The sequence below is a fragment of the Corynebacterium sp. genome (genome assembly GCF_030538285.1).
GTDB lineage: Bacteria > Actinomycetota > Actinomycetes > Mycobacteriales > Mycobacteriaceae > Corynebacterium.
Genome location: NZ_JAUNUG010000033.1, coordinates 1 through 19,189, shown reverse-complemented (window position 1 = coordinate 19,189; position 19,189 = coordinate 1). Strand labels below are relative to the sequence as shown.

16 protein-coding genes are annotated in these 19,189 nt (G+C 66.8%); 5 read left to right on the top strand and 11 right to left on the bottom strand.

All coding sequences use genetic code 11. From position 1 onward, the window contains the following. The 4 genes from narJ to Q4G50_RS10735 are packed head-to-tail and all read right to left on the bottom strand — an operon-like array spanning nt 1 to nt 7,404. Nucleotides 1-693, bottom strand: a complete 693-nt coding sequence (gene narJ / locus Q4G50_RS10750; RefSeq protein ID WP_303377664.1) for a nitrate reductase molybdenum cofactor assembly chaperone — start codon at nt 691-693, stop codon at nt 1-3. Continuing rightward, nucleotides 690-2,324 carry a nitrate reductase subunit beta gene (narH, locus tag Q4G50_RS10745; protein ID WP_303377663.1) on the bottom strand — a complete coding sequence of 545 codons (1,635 nt, stop codon included), beginning with the start codon at nt 2,322-2,324 and terminating at the stop codon, nt 690-692. Before narH ends, narJ begins: the two co-directional genes overlap by 4 nt. Beyond that, entirely contained in the window at nt 2,324-6,055 is a 3,732-nt protein-coding gene (locus tag Q4G50_RS10740) for a nitrate reductase subunit alpha (RefSeq protein WP_303377662.1), read from the bottom strand. Before Q4G50_RS10740 ends, narH begins: the two co-directional genes overlap by 1 nt. Nucleotides 6,056-6,069: 14 nt before the next feature. Then, nucleotides 6,070-7,404: a NarK/NasA family nitrate transporter gene (locus tag Q4G50_RS10735; protein WP_303377661.1), complete on the bottom strand. Its 1,335-nt coding sequence runs from the start codon at nt 7,402-7,404 to the stop codon at nt 6,070-6,072. A 233-nt stretch (nt 7,405-7,637) separates the two neighbouring features. Between Q4G50_RS10735 and Q4G50_RS10730 the strand changes: the two genes are divergently transcribed. Beyond that, on the top strand, nt 7,638-8,117 hold the full coding sequence (locus Q4G50_RS10730; protein WP_303377660.1) for a molybdopterin-binding protein: 480 nt from the start codon (nt 7,638-7,640) through the stop codon (nt 8,115-8,117). Here the strand turns inward: Q4G50_RS10730 and Q4G50_RS10725 are convergent. Both Q4G50_RS10725 and Q4G50_RS10720 read right to left on the bottom strand, forming a co-directional pair. Then, nucleotides 8,114-9,244, bottom strand: coding sequence for a DNA methyltransferase (locus Q4G50_RS10725; protein WP_303377659.1), 1,131 nt, complete (start codon nt 9,242-9,244; stop codon nt 8,114-8,116). The two genes, Q4G50_RS10730 and Q4G50_RS10725, sit on opposite strands and share 4 nt — an antisense overlap. Nucleotides 9,245-9,261: 17 nt before the next feature. Further along, nucleotides 9,262-9,525, bottom strand: coding sequence for a DUF2249 domain-containing protein (locus Q4G50_RS10720; RefSeq protein ID WP_303377658.1), 264 nt, complete (start codon nt 9,523-9,525; stop codon nt 9,262-9,264). A 59-nt stretch (nt 9,526-9,584) separates the two neighbouring features. Between Q4G50_RS10720 and Q4G50_RS10715 the strand changes: the two genes are divergently transcribed. The 3 genes from Q4G50_RS10715 to Q4G50_RS10705 are packed head-to-tail and all read left to right on the top strand — an operon-like array spanning nt 9,585 to nt 13,128. Then, nucleotides 9,585-10,682: a hypothetical protein gene (locus Q4G50_RS10715; protein WP_303377657.1), complete on the top strand. Its 1,098-nt coding sequence runs from the start codon at nt 9,585-9,587 to the stop codon at nt 10,680-10,682. After that, nucleotides 10,679-11,863: a beta-carotene 15,15'-monooxygenase gene (locus Q4G50_RS10710; protein ID WP_303377656.1), complete on the top strand. Its 1,185-nt coding sequence runs from the start codon at nt 10,679-10,681 to the stop codon at nt 11,861-11,863. Before Q4G50_RS10715 ends, Q4G50_RS10710 begins: the two co-directional genes overlap by 4 nt. Further along, nucleotides 11,860-13,128 carry a multicopper oxidase domain-containing protein gene (locus Q4G50_RS10705; protein WP_303377655.1) on the top strand — a complete coding sequence of 423 codons (1,269 nt, stop codon included), beginning with the start codon at nt 11,860-11,862 and terminating at the stop codon, nt 13,126-13,128. The genes Q4G50_RS10710 and Q4G50_RS10705 overlap by 4 nt, the downstream gene beginning before the upstream one ends. Here Q4G50_RS10705 and Q4G50_RS10700 read toward each other — a convergent pair. From Q4G50_RS10700 to Q4G50_RS10680, 5 genes are read right to left on the bottom strand one after another with little or no spacing between them, the layout of a single operon-like run. After that, complete coding sequence (locus tag Q4G50_RS10700) at nt 13,121-13,723, bottom strand: molybdenum cofactor guanylyltransferase (RefSeq protein ID WP_303377654.1); 603 nt, start codon at nt 13,721-13,723, stop codon at nt 13,121-13,123. The two genes, Q4G50_RS10705 and Q4G50_RS10700, sit on opposite strands and share 8 nt — an antisense overlap. Continuing rightward, on the bottom strand, nt 13,672-14,136 hold the full coding sequence (gene moaC, locus Q4G50_RS10695; protein ID WP_303377653.1) for a cyclic pyranopterin monophosphate synthase MoaC: 465 nt from the start codon (nt 14,134-14,136) through the stop codon (nt 13,672-13,674). Before moaC ends, Q4G50_RS10700 begins: the two co-directional genes overlap by 52 nt. Nucleotides 14,137-14,142: 6 nt before the next feature. Beyond that, complete coding sequence (glp, locus tag Q4G50_RS10690) at nt 14,143-15,363, bottom strand: gephyrin-like molybdotransferase Glp (protein WP_303377652.1); 1,221 nt, start codon at nt 15,361-15,363, stop codon at nt 14,143-14,145. Between the two features lies 1 nt (nt 15,364). Then, a complete protein-coding gene (moaA, locus tag Q4G50_RS10685; protein WP_303377651.1) occupies nt 15,365-16,432 on the bottom strand; it encodes a GTP 3',8-cyclase MoaA in 1,068 nt (355 codons plus the stop codon). 58 nt (nt 16,433-16,490) lie between these two features. Continuing rightward, a complete protein-coding gene (locus tag Q4G50_RS10680; protein WP_303377650.1) occupies nt 16,491-18,230 on the bottom strand; it encodes a long-chain fatty-acid--CoA ligase in 1,740 nt (579 codons plus the stop codon). A gap of 367 nt (nt 18,231-18,597) precedes the next feature. Here Q4G50_RS10680 and Q4G50_RS10675 point away from each other — a divergent pair, with 367 nt between their 5' ends. Continuing rightward, entirely contained in the window at nt 18,598-19,146 is a 549-nt protein-coding gene (locus tag Q4G50_RS10675) for a Rho termination factor N-terminal domain-containing protein (protein ID WP_303377649.1), read from the top strand. The last annotated feature ends 43 nt before the right edge of the window (nt 19,147-19,189 follow it).

Sequence of the window (19,189 nt, the reverse complement as noted above, 5' to 3'; positions counted from 1 at the left end):
TCAGTCCTTGTGGGCGGTGGGAAACGGCAGCGGGGTTCCGATGCCGACGAGCTCGGCCGGCGGGCCGGAGCGGATGAGGTCGAGGTAGTTGTGGGTGGTCTCGGCATCGATTTCGGGCAGGGCCATGGCGATCGCGGTGATGAGATGCGCGTAGGGCGAGCCTATTCCGTCGAGGGCGGTGCGCAGTACTTCCAGGCCGTCGCGGTGGGCGGCGAGCATCTCGACGGTCTGGGCGTGCTGTTCCCCCTCGGAGTGGGCGACGGCCTCGAGGACGACGCAGAGGTGGTCGGGGAGTTCGTCGCTGAGCTCCTCAAAACCGAGTTGTTCGAGGGCTTGGCGGAAGGCGAGGATGGCGGTGCCGCGCTGGCGGGTGTCGCCGACGGAGTAGTAGGACAGGAACAAAGAGCAGCGGCGTTTCTGGTCGAAGGTCTCGACGTAGTGTTCCTGCATGCCGCGCAGTCCGAGGGCGCGGGCGGCGTCGAGGAAGGCGGCGAGTTCGGCGTCGATAGGCAGGGGCAGGTCGCCGGTGTGCTTATCGACGGCCTCGAGGCGCCCGCCGAAGTCATCGCCCGGGTAGTCGAGCAGCAGGGAGGTAGCCATGGCGATGATGCGGCGCTGCTCGTCGCTGACGGCCACGGGGCGGGTGAGGGTATCGGGGACCTTGCCGGTGGGCAGGCGTTTGTCGCTTCTCACATCTCATCCCTCCTGATGGAGGCACCGGGTGCCTGGGTGCCGTCGGGCGCACCGATCCGGTCGGGGAACATGGCGTCCGGGCGATCGCCGTCCCAGCTGAGCAGGGACACCTTGCCTGTGGGGGCGGCCTCTTCGTGGCAGGCGGCAGGCGCGCCCATGCCGAGGTCGGCGAAAGCCTGGGCGGGGTCGGTGTCGCCGAAGGGGTCGAGGGAGGTGATGCCGCGGGCGGACTCCGGGGAGGCGGTGGGGATGACGTAGCGGTCGTCGTACTTGGCGATGCCGAGGAGCTTGTACATTTTCTGGATCGCCTTGCCGCTCATGCCGACGGACTCGGCGATCTCCTCCTGCGGTTCGTTGCCGAGGTTGATGTCGCGCATGTAAGAACGCATGGCGGCCAGGCGGCGCAGCGACTTCTCGACGGGCGCGGTATCCCCGGCGGTGAACAGTCCGGCGAGGTATTCGAGGGGGATGCGCATCGTCGATAAGGCTGTGAGCAGGACCTTGTGGTCCTCGCCGTCGTTGCCGGAGGCGGTGACGGCGTCGACGACCGGGGACAGCGGCGGGATGTACCAGACCATCGGCAGGGTGCGGTACTCCGGGTGCAGCGGCAGGGCGACGTCGTAGGTGAAAATGAGGTCCCAGATGGGAGACTGCTGGGCGGCGTCGATCCACGAGTGCGGGATACCGGCCTTGACGGCGGCGTCGACGACGCGCGGGTCATGCGGGTCTAACAGGATGTCCTTCTGCGCCTGGTAGAGGTCCTGGGGGTTTTCGGTGGCGGCGGCTTCGGCGACGCGGTCGGCGTCGTAAAGCAGGACGCCGAGGTAGCGCAGGCGGCCCACACACGTTTCGGAACAAACCGTGGGCTGGCCGACCTCCAGGCGCGGGTAGCACAGCGTACATTTCTCGGCCTTGCCGGACTTGTGGTTGAAGTAGACCTTCTTGTACGGGCAGCCGGAGACACACATGCGCCAGCCGCGGCAGTGATCCTGGTCGACGAGAACGATGCCGTCCTCGGTGCGCTTGTACATCGCGCCGGAGGGGCAGGAGGACACGCACGTCGGGTTGAGGCAGTGCTCGCAGATGCGCGGCAGCCAGAACATGAAGGAGTCCTCGATCTCCTTCTGCACGGTGAGGTTCATCTGGTGCAGAACCGGATCCTCATCCATGGTGGCGGTGGAGCCGCCGAGGTTGTCGTCCCAGTTCGAGGACCAGGAGATGGTGTCGATCTCGCGGCCGTCAATCTGGGAGACCGGGCGGGCCGTCGGCTGGGTGTTCTGGTTGGCGGGGGTGGACAGGAGCTTGTCGTACTCGTAGGTCCACGGCTCGTAGTAGTCGTGGATGGTCGGCAGCTTCGGGTTGTGGAAGATGGTCGCCAGCTTCCGCAGGCGGCCACCCGCCTTCGGCTTGAGCTTGCCGGAGGAGGTGCGGACCCAGCCGCCCTCCCACTTGTCCTGGTCCTCCCAGCCGCGCGGGTAGCCCACGCCGGGTCGGGTTTCGACGTTGTTGAACCAGATGTACTCGGTACCTTCACGGTTGGTCCATGCCTGCTTGCAGGTCACGGAACAGGTGTGGCATCCGATGCACTTGTCCAGGTTCATCACCATGGCGATCTGAGCCATAACCTTCATCAGAACTGCACCTCCTGGGAGCGGCGACGGATGCGGGTGACCTCGTCGCGGTTGTTGCCGGTGGGGCCGATGTAGTTGAAGCCGTAGGTCAGATGGCCGTAGCCGCCTGCCACATGCACCGGTTTGATCATGATTCTTGTGAGCGAGTTGTGGGTGCCGCCGCGGCGGCCGGTGTTCTCGTTGAGCGGGGTGCCGACGGTGCGTTCCTGCGCGTGGTTCATGATCGCCGTGCCCTCCGGGATGCGGTGGGAGACGATCGCGCGGGCGGAGACGATGCCGTTGCGGTTGTAGACCTCGATCCACTCGTTGTCGGCGACGCCGATCTTCGCGGCGTCCTTGTCCGACATCCACACCACCTGGCCACCGCGGGAGATGGACAGCACGTGCAGGTTGTCGAAGTACTGGGAGTGGATCGACCACTTATTGTGCGGGGTGAGGTAACGGACGGTGACCTCGGGGTTGCCGTCCTCGCCGCGCACCAGCTCGCCGGGGTTGGTCTCGCCGTTGAGGTGGAGGCGGTCCAGCGGTGGGCGGAAGACGGGTAGGGCTTCGCCGTAGTCGAGGAACCAGTCGTGGTCGAGGTAGTAGTGCATGCGGCCCGACAGGGTGTGGAAGGGCTTGTCGTACTCGATGTTGATGGAGAACGCGGTGTAGCGGCGCCCGTTCTTCTTCGAGCCGGTCCACTCCGGGGAGGTGATGACCTCCGCGGGGCGTTCCTTGACCATGTCCCAGCCGATGCGGTCGTTCTCGTTGCCGGCGATGAGGTCCATCATGTCGGCGCCGACACGTGCTCCCTGGTTGCGGAAGCCCTCGGCGGCGACCTCGCCGTTGGAGACACCCGACAGGTGGAGGATCATCTCGATGACCTTCGTCGCGGTGTCCAGGTCGGGGCGCTCACCGGAGGAGGTCTCCGAGGTGCCGTTCATCAGCGCCAGCTCCTCGACCTGCTTGGCCACGTTGTAGGCCGTGCCGTGGACGCCGGTGCCCTTCTCGGCGGTCAGCGGGCCGAGGTGGGTCCACTTCTCGTAGACCTTGGTGTAGTCACGTTCGACGGGGATGAGCTTGGCCATCGTCTTGCCCGGCACATAGCCCTCGGCGGCGAGGTCGGGGACGATGCCGTTGGGCATGGACAGCTCATCTGCGGAGTCGTGGGCCAGCGGTGAGGTGATGAGGTCGGTCTGGGTGCCCAGCCAGCGGCCGGCTTGCGCCGAGAAGGACTTCGACAGGTCGCGGAAGACCTCGAAGTCGGTGCGGGCCTCCCACGGCGGGTTGATCGCCGCGTTGAAGGAGTGGATGAACGGGTGCATGTCCGTGGTGGACAGGTCGTTCTTCTCGTACCAGGTGGCGGCGGGTAGGACGATGTCGGAGACCAGGGTGGTGGAGGTGTTGCGGAAGTCCGTGGTCAGCATCAGATCGAGCTTGCCGACGGGCGCCTCGTCCCGCCACTTGATCGATTCCGGGCGCTCCTCCGGTCCCAGTTCGACGGCGGTGGCATCGGAGTCGACGCCGAGCATGTGGCGCAGGAAGAACTCGGTGCCCTTCGCCGAAGAGCCCATGAGGTTGGTGCGCCAGTTGAGCAGGATGCGCGGCCAGTTCTCCGGGGCATCCGGGTCCTCGGCGGCAAACTGCATGCGCCCGGAGTTCAGCTCGTCGGCGACGTGCTCCTGGATGGACATGCCCTTGGTCTCGGCCTCGTCGGCCAGCAGGAGGGGGTTGCGGTTGAACTGCGGGTAGGCGGGCATCCAGCCGCGCTTCATCGACTCGATGAGCGTGTCGGACAGGTGCTTGTCGCCGACCGTGCCGCGGTTGGCCAGGGGCGAGGCCAGGCGGGAGGCCTTGGAGTTGTCGTAGCGCCACTGGTCGGTGGTGAGGTAGTAGAAGCCGGTGGTGATCATCTGGCGCGCCGGGCGCTGCCAGTCGAGCGCGAAGGCGTACTGCGACCAGCCGTTCATCGGGCGCAGCTTCTCCTGGCCGACGTAGTGGGCCCAGCCGCCGCCGTTGACTCCCTGGGTGCCGCACATCGAGGTCAGGGCCAGGAAGGTGCGGTAGATGTTGTCGGCGTGGAAGTAGTGGTTGACGCCGGCACCCATGATGATCTGGGAACGGCCCTGTGACTGCTCGGCGTTGCGGGCGAACTCGCGGCCGATGCGGATGGCGGCGTTGGCAGGCACGCCGGTGAGCTCCTCCTGCCACGCCGGGGTGCCCGGGGTGGAGGCGTCATGGAAGTCAGCCGGCCACTCGCCGGGCAGCCCGAGCTCGGGCCGGGCCACACCGTAGTGGGCGAGCATGACGTCGAAGACGGTGGTCACCTTGTGGCCGTCGACCTCGCGGTAGGGCACGCCGCGGTGGACCACGCCGGCGCCGATGGGGCCGTCGCCGTCGATGTCGGCGGGGTCGGCGTCGAGGTCAAAGCGTGGGAAGAGCACTTCGGCGGTGCCGTACTCGCCGGTCTCGGCGATGGACATGATGGGGTCGACGTCGTCGAGACGCAGGTTCCACTTGCCCACACCGTCCTCGCCCCAACGGTCGGCGACGGTGCCGCCCGGGTCGACGACGGAGCCGTCTTCCTGCATCACCATGAGGCGGTGGGTGGCGTTCGCGCTGTCGCGCAGCTCGGCGTGGGAATCGTCGAGCTGGCTGGCGGTGAGGAACTTGCCCGGGGTGAGTGTGCCGTCCTCGCGTTCGTCGAGGGCGATGAGGAAGGGCGAGTCGGTGTACTTGCGCATGTAGTTGAGGAAGTACGGGGTCTGCTCGCCGACATGGAACTCGGAGAGGATGACATGGCCCATGGCGAAGGCGAGCGCAGCGTCGGTGCCGGGGTTGATGCGCAGCCACTCGTCGGCGAAGCGGGTGTTGTCGGCGAAGTCGGGGGAGACGACGACGACCTTGGTGCCCTTGTAGCGGGATTCGACCATGAAGTGGGCGTCCGGGGTGCGGGTGACGGGGATGTTGGAGCCCCACATCATGAGGTAGCTGGAGTTGTACCAGTCGCCGGACTCGGGCACGTCGGTCTGGTCGCCGAAGGTTTGCGGGGAGGCGGGCGGCAGGTCGGCGTACCAGTCGTAGAAGGACAGGGCGACGCCGCCGATCATCTGCAGGAAGCGGGTGCCGGCGCCGTAGGAGACCTGGGACATGGCCGGGATGACGGTGAAGCCGGCAATGCGGTCGGGGCCGTGTTGGCGGATGGTGTAGACGTGGGCGGCGGCGGCGATCTCGATGGCCTCGTCGTAGGGGATGCGGATCAGCCCGCCCTTGCCGCGCTGGGATACGTAGGCGTGGCGCTTCTCAGGCGTTTCGACGATCTCGCGCCAGGCGAGCACCGGGTCGCCGTGGCGCTCCTTGGCCTCGCGGTACATGTCGACAAGCACGCCGCGGGCGTAGGGGTAGCGGATGCGGGTCGGCGAGTAGGTGTACCAGGAAAAGGAGGCGCCGCGGGGGCAGCCGCGGGGCTCGTAGTCCGGCATGTCGGGGCCGGTGGTGGGGTAGTCGACGGCCTGGGATTCCCAGGTGATCACGCCGTCTTTGACGTAGACCTTCCAGGAGCAGGAGCCGGTGCAGTTCACTCCATGGGTGGAGCGCACCATCTTGTCGAAGGACCAGCGGTTGCGGTAGAAAATGTCTGCCTGGCGCCCGCCCTTGAGGAAGAGTTGCTGGCCGGAGTCGGTGACCTGGCCCTTGCGCAGGTAGCTGCCGAATTTGAACAGGGGGTTGACTGAGCTGGTGGTGGTCATGGAGGTCCTTTTGGTCAGCCGGGGAAGGGGGCGTTGGGGCGGGCGTAGTAGATCCACACGAGGGCGGTGGCGAAGGCGAAGAAGACGACGCAGCCCCAGAAGAAGACGTGCGGGGCCATCATGGACAGCAGGACGCCGACGATGAAGGGGCCGAAGGCGGCGATGGCGCCGGTCCAGCCGATGACGCCGCCGGCCTGGCGCTTGGGCAGGATCATGGGCATCTGCTTGAAGGTGCTGGCGTTGCCGATGCCGGAGAAGAAGAACAGGAAGAGCATCGCGCCGAGGAACCACCAGAACTGGTCGGGGTTGTCGGGGGTGAGGAACAGGGCGGCGACGATGGTGGAGAGGGTCATGCCGACGCCGGAGACGAAGGTCCAGATGGCGCCGCCGAAGCGGTCGCACAGTGGGCCCCAGGCGGCGCGGACGAGGGAGCCGATGAAGGGGCCGAGGAAGGCGAAGGCGGCACCCTTGGGCAGGTCGTCGACGGCGTAGGTGGCGGCGAAGTCGGAGTTGGCGCCGTAGACGTTGTTGATGATCAGGGCCAGTTGGGCGGCGAAGCCGGAGAAGGCGCCGAAGGTCATCAGGTAGGCGATGGTGAGGATCCAGGTGTTCTTGTTGCCGAAGATGTCGATCTGCTGGCGGAAGTTGGCCTTGACGGGTACATCCTTGAGGAAGATCCAGGCGACAACGGCCATGACGATGGCCCAAGGTACGAGGACGATGGCGGGGTTGTGAACAAACAGGTCTCCGTCCTCGCCGCGCTGCGGGGCGACGAAGCCTATGCCCAGCAGGGTCATGCCCATGAGCCACGGGGCGACCAGCAGGATGAAGGAGACGCCGAAGTTACCCAGGCCGGCTTGCAGGCCGAGTGCGGTGCCGGAGAGGCGCTTGGGGAAGAAGAAGCCGGTGGAGGGCATGAAGCCGGAGAAGACGCCGCCGCCGATGCCGGTGAGGAAGGCGAGGACGAGCAGCCACCAGAAGGGGGTGTCGGTGTTCTGGACGGCGAAGAACCAGCCCATCATCGGGATGACGAAGAGCAGGGAGGACATGGCCACGAGCTTGCGGGTGCCCATGATGGCGGGCAGGAACATGAACACCAGGCGCAGCAGGCCGCCGGCGAGGCCGGGCAGGGAGGTCAGCCAGTAGAGCTGGGAGGTGGATAGGTCGAAGCCGATCTGGTTGAGGACGGGGGCGATGGCGGCCACCAGGTACCAGGTGCAGAACGCCATGAACAGCGTGATAGTGGTGATCCACAGGGTCCGCCAGGCTATGGCGGAATCCCAGGTCTCCTCGTTTTCCGGGTCCCATCCGTGGAGGACTCGTCCGTCGGTGTTGAGAGCTGAGCTCATGCAAACCTCACTTGACAGGGGCCGAATGGTCCGGGCCAGGCGTGCCGGAAGAATTCCGCCCGTTTTGGTTGTTATCTACAGGTTTACCCTGGTTTAAGTACTATTGCCATACTTTATACGGAAAAGCTCGAACATAATTAGGCAACATGTGTGTTGTCTAAATGTGCGGTAGAACACATCAGTGCAGGTGGTCTGTCCACAGACGTATTCTCTGGGGTAGCCGGAGAGGGAGAATGAAAGTGAAAAAAGCTAGCGTCATCGTGGTCAGCGACCGGGTTATAGCCGGCGAGCACGACAATGCGGCCGGCGATCTCGCCGCGCGTCTGCTTTGCGACGCCGGACTGCACGTCACCGGGCCCCTCATCGTCCCCGAGGGACAGGAGGCTGTGTCGCAAGCGCTCGCACATGCCCGCGCCGCCGGACACCGCGTCATCGTCACCGTCGGTGGCACCGGCCTGGGGCCGCGCAACCTCACCCCGGAGGCAACGGCTCCGCACGTGGCGGTGGAACTGACCGGCCTGATGATGCAGGTACTCATCGCGGGTTTGGGCAACACGAATCAGGCGGGTCTGTCCCGGGGGCTTATTGGTCTGACGGGGCGGGGAGCGGAGGATGCGCTGATCGTTAACACGCCCTCCTCGCGTGGCGGGGTGAAAGATGCCCTCGGGGTGGTGTGCCCGCTGCTGCCGAATATCTTCGAGCGGCTGGATTAGATCTTCCGGAAAGTCACCGCCCCGCCGCCCGACCAGCCGACCTCCGACGAGATTCCCGACTGCTCCCCGGCGACCACAGCCTGAAGGCGGGCCAACGCCACTGTTTCGGCGAAGTCTTCGCGCTCAATGCCGATAAACCTCCGGCCGAGCTTCAATGCCACCGCGGCGGTCGTGCCGGAGCCGAGATGGTAGTCGAGGACAAGATCGCCTGGTGCGGTGAACATCTCCATGAGCAAGCGCAGCAGGGCTTCCGGTTTCTTGCCGTTGCGGAAGCTCACTCCACCTTCGCCGGCGACCTGGTTGAACTCGGCGTGGAAGTCGAGGAAATTCGGGTACGGCAGGCGCGTGACGGTCGAGGATTGCGGCACCCCCTGGAAGTAGGAACCGTTGCGGTTGCCGGCCTTGGGGGAGTGGAAGAAGCGGTGGCCCAGCCCGTCGTCACCGATGCCCGGCACCTGGATCAGTGTCAACGCGGGCAGGTCGAGTGCTTCCAGGTGAGCGACCCAGAAGCGCCCCGAGGAATTCTTCTCCCGCAGGCTGCCGCGGATGGAATGGGTGCGAAACGTTCCTTCACCCGGTGCGGTTTCTACTTTGCGCCACTGCTCCGGTGGGTAGAGGCGGCACTCCCGCCCGCCGAACAAGGCGGGAGAGCCGGGTCCGTCCAGAGCCACCTCCCAGCGGTAGTCGGTCAGGTCACGTTCCTTTTCGCGGCGCGGCATGCGGAAGCGCGGATCGGGGGAGTAGATGAGGATCTGCTCCATGACATCGTTGAACTGCTTGTCGGCGGTCAAGGCGCGATCGGGGTGACGTACCAGGACGTGGAAGACCATGACCTTGTGCAACCAGTCGAGCCCGTCGAGGGTGACCTCCAGGTGGGCGGACTGGTGGAAGGAACATTGGATGGCTACCACGGCGTCGTCGATAAGCAGGGTGCGGGCAGCCTCCAGGCGCTCGACCATGAACCGCAACCACTGCTCGCGCGGCATGGCGTCGGCGTAGAGGTAGTCGGCGCTGCCGGTGTTGTACGGCGGGTCGATGTAGATGAGCCGGACGTTTTTGACTTGGCCGTGCAGCTCACGCAGGGCGTGGAGGTTCTCACCCTGGATGAGTAGATTGTCCGGCGCCATGTCTGCCCATTCTAGGCCTAGGACGTCCGTGCCAGGCGGAGGCGCCAGGTGTCGGGGCCTTCGGTGAGGTAGCTGATGTCGAAGGTCTCGGCGCGCTCATCGATTTCGGCGAGGAGCGGCAGGGGGTTGTGGGGTGCGACCAGGATCATCGACTCGCCGACGTCGAGCGTGCCCAGCGCGCCGTGGATGGCGCCGTGGCGCAGGCGGTGGGGGATGGCGGCGGCGATGAGGATGGGGTCCGGGGTGGGCTGGTGGGGGATGAGGGGGAGCTCGAGGTCCATGTTGACTCCTGTCGTGAGTGGTCTTTCACCTGCTAACCCAATTTAGTACGATTAAGTCCGTGAAAAAAGGGCAGACGGTGATCTGGCATCGATTCTTCTTCCTGGCCTGCGCCGGGATCTCGTTGATCACTGGTCTCACCGCGGCCCTAGCACTCCTCGGCTACCTCGGCGGCACCCGCGCGGCCAGCCTCGCCGTCGACCACGGCCCCCTGATGATCTTCGGTTTCGTCGGCGGCGCCATCGGACTGGAACGCACCGTCGCGGTACGCACCCGCTGGGCGTGGACGGGGCCGACACTGAGTTCTCTCGGCGTTGTCAGCTTGCTCGCAGGCCTGCCGGTCGCCGTCCCCGCCCTTGCGTTCACGGGCAGTTTCCTCGTGCTCGGGGCGATCTACGCCACGGTCCACCGCCGCCAACCCACCGCCGCAGTTATCGCGCAAGCCACCGGAGTCATCGGAGCAGTCAGCGCCACGCTCCTCTGGGGCTTCGGGGGCGGCGGTTTCGCGCTCGCGATGCCCCCAGCGGTCGTTTTCGTCGTTGCGACCATCATCGGCGAAAGGCTGGAGCTCGCGCGCCTGCCCGTCACGTCCGCTAACCCCGAACCGCTGATCACCGGCCTCGTCCTGGCATTGAGCGCTGCTGGGATCCTTTTCGTGCTCAACCCGGATTTCGGCTACCCGCTCATGGGCCTGCTGCTGGTGGCAATCGCGGTGGTGACCGCCCGGGTGGACGTGGCGCGCCGCCTCGTCCGCGCGCGCGGACTGCCCCGTTTCAGCGCGGTGTGCATGCTCGCCGGCTATCTCTGGCTGGCACTGGCAGGCCTGCTGTGGGTGGTCGTCCCGCGCAGCACCACCGGTTTCGCCTACGACGCCGCGGTGCATGCCATCTTCCTCGGCTTCGTCATCTCCATGATCTTCGCGCACGCCCCGATCATTCTCACCGCTGTCATCCGCCGTCCCCTGCCGTACCACCCCGTGATGTATGTCGCGGTCGCGCTGCTGCACGGCGGACTGGCGTTGCGTCTACTCGGTGACGCCCGCGCAGCGGTCACCTGGTGGCAGATCGGCGGGATTATCAACGTCGTCGCTGTTGTCGCGTTTGTGCTCACCGGCGTGACCCTCAGCGCGCGGGCGGCCCGCAGGAAGGCCCGTCGATGAGCACGCTCGCCTTATCCGATATTTCCCAGCGCCGGCGCGCCACCTGGCACTTGTTTGCCGCTGTCCTCATCGCCGTCTGGGCGTTGACCGGCTTTGGTCTGCTCCTCGCGAGCGCGGCAGGTGTGGCCGTCACCTGGTGGGCGATCGTGCACCCCTTCACACTCGGCGGGTTGACCACCGCCGTCATCGTCTACTCCACCCACTTCACCGAGGCACTCACCCGCACTCCGGCAGCTTCCTGTGGGCCGGTGGCAGCCCGCGTCCTGGTATTGCAGGCCGGGATCCTGCTGCTCCTGCTCGGCGATGCCGGGCCTGCCTGGTCGCCGCTCGCTGACGCCGGTGCGGCAGCCGTCATCGTCGTGTCGTTGTGGCACGGGGTGGCCCTGTGGCGGCGGTTGCGAGGCTCACTGGCGGGCAGTGTCGTGGTCACGGTGCCTTTCTATCTGGTCGCCGCGGGATTCCTCGTTCTCGCGGTGGTGTTCGCGTGGGCGGCCGGCAGGGGAGTGGGCTCCTATGACCCGCTGATCGCCGCCCATTCACGTGCCACCGTGTGGGGTTTTACCTGGTTGACCGTGCTCGGCACGATCGTCAGCCTCCTGCCCACGCTCAGCGGCGCACAGATCTCTGCCCGTGCCCGCGCCCGCTGCACCCGCTCACTGGTTGTTCATTCGCTCGGAGTGGTGGGTGCCATGGTCCTCCTGCTTATCGACGCCCGCCTCGCCGCCCTCCCCCTCCTGCTCACGGTGGTGGCAGCTGTCCTGCTTGTCCAGCCCATTCTGGGCGCCGCCCTGCATGGTTCCCGCTGGCGCACCTCCGGAATAGGGGTGAGCGCCGGAGTCCTCTGGATGATCGCTTTGTCGACGATGGATGCGGTGGCTCTGGCCCGCGGTGTCGACCCCCGGGAGACGATCCGGATATTGGTTCCCGCTTTGCTCGGTGCGGGGCTACTGCAACTGGTCACCTCCGTTCTGCTGCATCTCCTGCCCATCCTCGCTGGCGCTGGCCCACCCCGGGCCGATCGGGGCGGGGTGGCCCGCTTGGTCCTCATCAATCTCGGCGGTATCGCCACGCTTATCTCACCGGGGCCGGCGGGGTTGATCCTCATGGCGCTTGGTCTGCTCTTGCAGGGCGGGGCGCTGGTCGCCGCCGTCGTACCCAGAAACCGGAAGGAACCCTCATGACGCTGCCCCTGGGAAGTAGTCCCGCACGTCCCTCCACCCCGGAGGATGAGCCATCCGTGAGCTGGGCCGCGTGGTTGCTCGTCGGCCTGTCCGTGGCCGCGGCGATCGTCCTGGGAGTCACGTTGAGTACCACCGCCCCCGACGGCCCCGCCCCGGCTGTCTCGGGGGAGCCTATGACCGTCGAGGTGAGCATGCGGGACATGAACTACCACCCGAATGTCATCGAGGTTCCCGCCGGCACCCACCTGCTTATCGAGCTGCGCAACGACGATGACATGAACCATGACCTTCAGCTCGCCGACAAGCGCTCGACGCTGCTGGCCCCCGGCAACACCACTACTTTCGACGCCGGGGTAATCACACAGGACATACAGGGGTGGTGCACCGTCGCTGGGCATAAGGCGCTGGGGATGGCGCTCGATGTCGTGGTCGGCGCGGGCGGCGGTCCCGTGTCCACAGACTCGTTGGCACAGGACGCGACTTTACCTCCTGCTCCGGCGGGTGCAGTCCACGAAGTGGAGTGGACTGTCACCGAGGAGATGCGGGAGGTGGCCCCCGGGCATGAGCAGGTGGTGTGGCTTTTCGACGGCCAGGCCCCCGGCCCGACGCTGCGCGGCCGGGTCGGCGACACGTTCCGCCTGACCCTCATCAATGACGGCACCATGGGCCACAGCGTCGACTTCCACGCCGGGGAGGTCAGCCCTGACACGCCGATGCGCACCATCAATCCCGGAGAGTCCCTTGTCTATGAGTTTGTCGCCCACCGCTCCGGCATCTGGATGTATCACTGCGCCACCGCGCCGATGAGCCTGCACATCGCCAAGGGCATGTTCGGCGCCGTCATCATTGATCCGCCGGATCTCACACCGGTCACCGCTGAGTATTCGCTCATCGCCTCGGCCGTATGGTTAGGGGAGAAGGACGGTGACCATGATCACACGGCCTTCAATGGCTTCCCGCACCAGTACATCACCAGCCCGCTACAAGCGCGCGTCGGCGACACCGTCCGCTTCTGGATACTCGACGTCGGCCCGGACAACCCGGTGAGTTTCCACCTCGTCGGGGAGATCTTCGACACCGTCTTCAGTGAGGGGCAGTACCTCATCCGCGACGCCGAGGACACCGGCGCGCAGGTCCTCCCGTTGCTCCCGGCGCAGGGCGGGTTCGTCGAGGTCACCTTCGATGAACCGGGCACCTATACCTTCGTCAACCACGTCATGACTGACGCCGAGAAAGGCCAGCGCGGGCAGATCGTCGTCAGCTGAGCTCACCGCGGGTAGCCAGCTCGGCGAGGGTGTCGTAGTCGGTATCCAGGCCCACCCCGGGCACCTCCACGGCCGCGGCCTGCGCCAAGAGTTTCTTCGCGGCGATGTCGCGCTGGCGGGGCAGGGCATCCAGTGCCGACAACAATGCGTGACGACGCCACACCGCGCACAACGGCTGCACCCACCCGTCGTCCGCGCGCGCGACGGCGACATCGGCCGTGGGGCTGGTGTGCAGGGCGTCGATAAGCAGGGGGATCAGGGCGGGGGAGTCGGGGGCATCGACGGAGAGTACCGCCACTAGCTCTGCGCTGGTGAGGGCCGCGGCGGCGGCGATGCCGGCGACGGGGCCACCAAAGGGCGGGTCTTCGCTGACGCGGCGCACACCGGCGGGAAGCGGGAGGTCATGGGGGCTGACCACGATGATCGGCCCGGGCACGGCAGCGAGGAGGTGATCGATAAGGCGGCGGCCGTTGAGGAGCACGCTCGCCTTATCCACCCCGCCCATGCGCTGGCCGCGGCCCCCGGCGAGGATGATCGTCTCGATCAGCGCGACCAGTCCCCGGAACGCCCGCCCGACTTGGCGGTGATCAGGCACGAGCGGATCTCAGCGGAACGGTCCACACCCTTGACCATGTCGACCACCGACAGCGCGGCGACGGTGACGGCCGTCAGGGCCTCCATCTCCACGCCGGTGCGATCGGCGGTGCGCACGGTGGCCTCGATGGCGACGTGATCCTCGCGGATCTCCAGCTCCACCACGCACCCGTGGACCCCGATGGTGTGGGCCAGGGGCAGCAGGTCCGGGACCTTCTTCGCCGCAGAGATCCCGGCGATACGCGCCACAGCCAGCACATCGCCCTTGGGCACCGTGCCATCGCGCAGGGCGGCGAGCACCTCGGGGGAGCAGGCGACCTCGCCCCGCGCGGTGGCTGAACGCACCGTGGGCTGTTTGTCGGTGACATCGACCATGTAGGCGGCACCGGCGCTATCAAGATGAGTGAACTTCATATCTTCCTAACCTAGCCGGAGCAGAACACGGACGGGATCGCCGGCCACCAGCCGCTCCTCGCCCGGCGGCACGACCGCCAGACCGTGGGTGTCAGCCAGAGAGGCCACCAGATGCGAACCACCATGCCGGTGGAAAGGAGTGGCCATGATCCCGACGTCCGAGTACATCAGGCGCACCGGGGCGAGCACGGTCCGCGCGGGGCGCGCGGGCAACCCGTCGCCGGTGAGCAGTGCGGACACCTGCGGGCGCTGCGGTTCGCGCCCGGCCAGGGCCTGCAACAACGGCGGGATATAGAGGAGGAAGGAGACAAACGCCGCCACCGGATTGCCCGGCAGGCACACCAAGGGCACCCCGTTCCACGTGCCCGCGCCCTGATGCTGGCCGGGGCGCTGCGCCACGGTGCCGAACCACACGCCGTGCGGCGCCGTCACCTCCCGGACCACATCAAAAGCGCCGACAGAGATCCCGCCGGTGGTGATCACCAGGTCATGGGTGGCGCTGAGCTCATCCAGCAGCGCCCGGAAAGAGCCCGCGCCGTCACCGCAGTGGTAGTCGGTGACCCCGGTGATGCCGTGCTCGGCGAGCAGTGCCGCCAGCATCACCCGGTTGGAATCCGGCAGCTGGCCCGGCCCGGGCATGACACCGGGCTCGAGCAGCTCATCACCGGAGGAGATCACCGCCACCCGCGGGCGTGGATGGGCCTGGACCTGCGTGATCCCGCAGGACACGGCCGCCGCCACACCCCCGGCATCCAGCACCGTTCCGGCCGCCAAGGCCGTGTCTCCGACCGCGATGTTCTCCCCGGCGCGGCGGATGTGGCGGCGCTCCGGGCTGATCCGGTGGATACTTATCGACGTCGGCAGCGCCCCCGGACCCGGTGCAACGTCAGTATCTTCCACCGGGATGACGCGTAGTTTCTCCGGGTCGCTGGCAATGGGCGCGCCCGTCATGATGCGGAGCGCCGTGCCCCGTGCCAGCGCGCGGGGTGGGGCGCCGGCGGGGACATCCCCGGCCACCGGCAAGGTCCACGGAGCGGCACCCTCCAGGTCGGCGGAATGCACCAGGAAGCCGTCCATCGCGGAGTTGGTGAAAGGCGGCACCGGCAGGCGCGCCGGGATATCCGCGGCCAGGGTGAGGCCGAGGGCGGCGCGGACGTCGCAAAGCACCGGGGGCTGGGGCGTGGTGTTGGCGAGTACCGCGGCGAGATGCTCGGCGATGGTGCGCATCTCAGCCCCCGATTGCCGACATCGTGCGGTCCGGCTGGAGGAACCCGGGATCATCGATGCCGTGGCCGGGCTTCTTCTCGTACATGGCGCCAGCCCAGGCGGCGGCGAGGGTGGCATCGTCAGCCCCGGCGCGCAGGAGGTCCCGCAAGGAGGTCTCGGTGCGGGAGAACAGGCAGGTGCGCATCGCGCCGTCGGTGGTCAGGCGCGTGCGATCGCAGTCGCCGCAAAAAGGCCTGGTGACCGAGGCGATGACGCCGATACTGCCCTCAGTGTTTCCGCTTCGCGCCGTCCATAGGGCGGCCGGGGCCGCGCCGCGGGGTTCTGCTGCGGGGCGGAGTTCAAACTCGGTGCGCAGGCGGGCGAGGATGTCATCGGCGGTGACCATGGCCCCGCGCTGCCACTCGTGGCGCGGACCCAGGGGCATCTGCTCGATAAACCGCAGCTGCGCGCCACGGTCGAGGGCAAAGTGGGCCAGGGGCAGAATGTCGTCCTCGTTGACACCGGGCATGACGACGGTGTTGAGCTTGAGGGGGTGCAGACCGGCGGCGAGGACCGCGTCGATGGAGCGCAGGACATCGGGCAGGCGGTCGCGGCGGGTCAGGCGCAGGTAGCGCTCGGGGTCGAGGGTGTCGAGGGAGATGTTGACGCGGTGGAGGCCGGCGTCGATAAGCTCTGCAAGGCGTTTATCCAGGCCCAGGCCGTTAGTGGTCAAGGCGGTGGCGGGGGAGCGGCCCTCATCGGTGCGTAGCTGCGTGGTGGTCGCAATGATCTCGGCCAGCGATTTGCGCAGCAGCGGCTCGCCACCGGTGAAGCGGACCTGGCGGATGCCCAGGTCACGCACGGCGATGGTGATCAGGCGGATGACCTCGGCGTCGCTGAGCGTGTCCTGGGTGGGCAGCCATTCCAGACCCTCGGCCGGCATGCAGTAGGTGCACCGTAGGTTGCAGCGGTCGGTGAGGGAGACGCGCAGGTCACGGGCGGTCCGGCCGAAGCGGTCGGTGAGCGTGGTGGGGGCACCGTCCGGGGCGGTGTGCCGCGGCGGGGTCTGCAGGATCAGTCTCTCGGCCATTACTCAACCATCGTAATGAGCACAGAAGGGTATTAGCAATGAAAGGGCCGTGGAAAATCTAGTCGGCGTCTGGGGTGGGCACGTCCTTCTCGCCGGGGCCCTTGAGCTTGATGATCTCGAAGTCCCCCTCGGCCAGATGCTTGCGCAGATCCTTCTTGTCGAACTTGCCGACAGAGGTCTTGTCAATGTCAGACACGAACGTCCAGTACTCCGGCAGCATCCATCCCGGCAGGGAGGCGCGCAGCTCATCGCGCAGCTGCTCCGCAGTTTCCTTCGTCGGCTCCACGTCATCGTGGAGCACCGTGACCGCCAGGGGGCGCTCGCCCCACTTATCGTCCGGGTAGCCGATGACAGCACACTCGACGACTGCCGGGGCATTCATGATGAGATTCTCCAGCATCGCCGAATAGATCCACTCACCACCGGAGCGGATGACATCCCGCGCCCGGTCGGACACGGTGAGGAAACCGTCGGCGGTGACGGAACCGACATCGCCGGTGCGCAGCCACCCGTCCGCGGTGAACAGCTCCTCGGCATCGTCGACCTCGCGGCCCCGGAACTGGCTGGCGGAACCGTCGCCGTCCTCGGTCGGTGAGTGGTAATAGGAGCCGGTGACAATGTTGCCGCGCACCTGGATCTCGCCCTGGTTCCGGTCGGTGGAGGAGACCACCTGACCGTCGTTGACCACGCGGTACTCCAACAGGGAGGAAAACCGACCCTGGCTGACGCGGTAGGCCCAGCGGGCCTCGCCGGAAGAGCCGGAAGGCGGCCGGGCGACCGTGCCCACCGAGGATGTCTCCGTCATACCCCACACGTGGACGACGTCGACGCCGTAGCGCTCCTCCCACAACTGGATGAGGATCGGCGGGGCCGGGGAACCACCGACGTACAGCTCCGTCAACGACATGCGCTCCGGCGGATTATGCAGGTAGTGGACGATAAGCTGAATCCACAAGGTGGGCACGCCGTGGGCGACGCGGGGGTGGATCGCCGCGATGAGACGAGCCAGGGTCGGGGCGGAGACATCCGAATCCGGGAACACCAGGGGAGTGCCCGACATGAAGGCGGCATAAGGCACGCCCCAGGACAGGACGTGATAGATCGGCACGCAGCACAGGAAAGACTCGCCGTGGGAAACGGCCAAGGAATCGGAGGCCCGCAGCGACATCGCCTGCAGGTAGATGGAACGGTGCGAATAGGCCACGCCCTTCGGGGCGCCTGAGGTGCCCGTCGAATAGCAGATGGCGGCGGTGGCGTTCTCATCGAGGACGGGCCAGTCGAAGACGGTGGAGCGGCCGTCGAGAAGCGCCTCATAGGAGTGGACCTCCAGGTGATCCGGGATCTTCTCGGCGAGGGGGCCGAGAGGTTCAAGTCCGGTGAACACGACCGCCCGCATCGTGCGGCAGCCGTCGAGGGCCTTGCCGAGCAGGCCGGCGAGGCGGGGATCGCAGACAATAACCTCGATCTCCGCATGGTTGATGATGTGCCGGACCTGGTCCGTCATGAGTTGCTTGTTGAGCGGCGCAAACACCGCCCCCATGCTGGAGACCCCGAACTGGACCTCCAGGTGCTCCGCGCAGTTATACATGAATGATCCCACCCGCTGGTCCCCGGTGATTCCGAGATCATCGCGCAGCGCATTCGCCAGTGCCGAGGCACGGGCCCGGATGTCCTCGTAGGTGACCTCCTCCGCATGGTCGGTGCGCCATGTGGTGACCTTCGTCGATGCGTGGGCGGTCGCTCCGTACTCCAGGATCCGGGAGATCGACAGCGGCACGTTCTGCATGGTGGAGAGCATGCACTCACTCTAGCCCGGCGGGTCACTGCATACGGGGCACCGGCATGCGCTACACTGTTCGGAGATCAGCGGGGCACCACGATTTCTGTGGCCCCAGTTCTCCCGGACCACGCGTCCACCCCTCCACCTTTGATCCGCACGGCCCTTGCGTCACGCGGAACTCGGAGTGCGGTCCACCGGTCCGGTCCACGGTCTGATCAACCACTGAAGTACGGCTCCGTCCCCCGTCTCATTCCCGCGCAGCCTGGTTAATGTCTGGTGCTGCCTCGATGCGGGCGATGTTGAGTCGCCAACTCCACACACGCTTCCAGCCCGGTGCCCAACGCACCTGACCACCTGCGGCTGGTGAAGCAACGAAAGGACATCCGTGACTGATACGGACACCAACGCAGCACCTTCCGACCTCGCGTCGCTGAAGCTCACCGAGCTGCGCAAGATCGCCGCGGAGAAGGGCCTCAAGGGGGTCTCCGGGCTGCGTAAGGGCGATTTGATCACCGCCATTCAAACCGGTACCGTGCCGCCCCGCGCTCGGGCCGCCGCCGCCGAGAATCCGGCTGCGCAGGACGCCGCCCCGGCGGACAAGACTGAGAAGGCCGACACGGCCGAGGATCAGCCCGCTAAGGACAGCAACGAGCGCCCGGCCCGCCGCCGTGCCAGCCGCAACGCCCAGGCGCCGGAGGCCGCCGAGCAGGCCGATAAGCAGCAGGCCTCTGAGCAGGACGAGTCGAGCGAGGAAACGCGCTACGAGTCCCGTTCTGCCGCCCGCCGCGCGCGCCGCAACCGGGCCCGCCACAACCAGCGCGACCAGGATCAGGATCAGCAGGATTCCGGCCCGGATCAGCAGGACAAGCAGTCTGACGACCAGGACCAGCAGGGCCAGCAGCGTCAGCAGAAGCAGGATCAGAACCAGCAGTAGCGCGGAAACCGCAATAACCGCGACAACCGCGACAACCGTGACA

Coding starts and splice junctions, on each gene's coding strand:
- narH (WP_303377663.1), bottom strand. CDS start 2,324: ATGAAGGTTATGGCTCAGATCGCCATGGTGATGAACCTGGACAAGTGC.
- Q4G50_RS10740 (WP_303377662.1), bottom strand. CDS start 6,055: ATGACCACCACCAGCTCAGTCAACCCCCTGTTCAAATTCGGCAGCTAC.
- Q4G50_RS10735 (WP_303377661.1), bottom strand. CDS start 7,404: ATGAGCTCAGCTCTCAACACCGACGGACGAGTCCTCCACGGATGGGAC.
- Q4G50_RS10730 (WP_303377660.1), top strand. CDS start 7,638: ATGAAAGTGAAAAAAGCTAGCGTCATCGTGGTCAGCGACCGGGTTATA.
- Q4G50_RS10725 (WP_303377659.1), bottom strand. CDS start 9,244: ATGGCGCCGGACAATCTACTCATCCAGGGTGAGAACCTCCACGCCCTG.
- Q4G50_RS10720 (WP_303377658.1), bottom strand. CDS start 9,525: ATGGACCTCGAGCTCCCCCTCATCCCCCACCAGCCCACCCCGGACCCC.
- Q4G50_RS10710 (WP_303377656.1), top strand. CDS start 10,679: ATGAGCACGCTCGCCTTATCCGATATTTCCCAGCGCCGGCGCGCCACC.
- Q4G50_RS10705 (WP_303377655.1), top strand. CDS start 11,860: ATGACGCTGCCCCTGGGAAGTAGTCCCGCACGTCCCTCCACCCCGGAG.
- moaC (WP_303377653.1), bottom strand. CDS start 14,136: ATGAAGTTCACTCATCTTGATAGCGCCGGTGCCGCCTACATGGTCGAT.
- glp (WP_303377652.1), bottom strand. CDS start 15,363: ATGCGCACCATCGCCGAGCATCTCGCCGCGGTACTCGCCAACACCACG.
- moaA (WP_303377651.1), bottom strand. CDS start 16,432: ATGGCCGAGAGACTGATCCTGCAGACCCCGCCGCGGCACACCGCCCCG.
- Q4G50_RS10680 (WP_303377650.1), bottom strand. CDS start 18,230: ATGCTCTCCACCATGCAGAACGTGCCGCTGTCGATCTCCCGGATCCTG.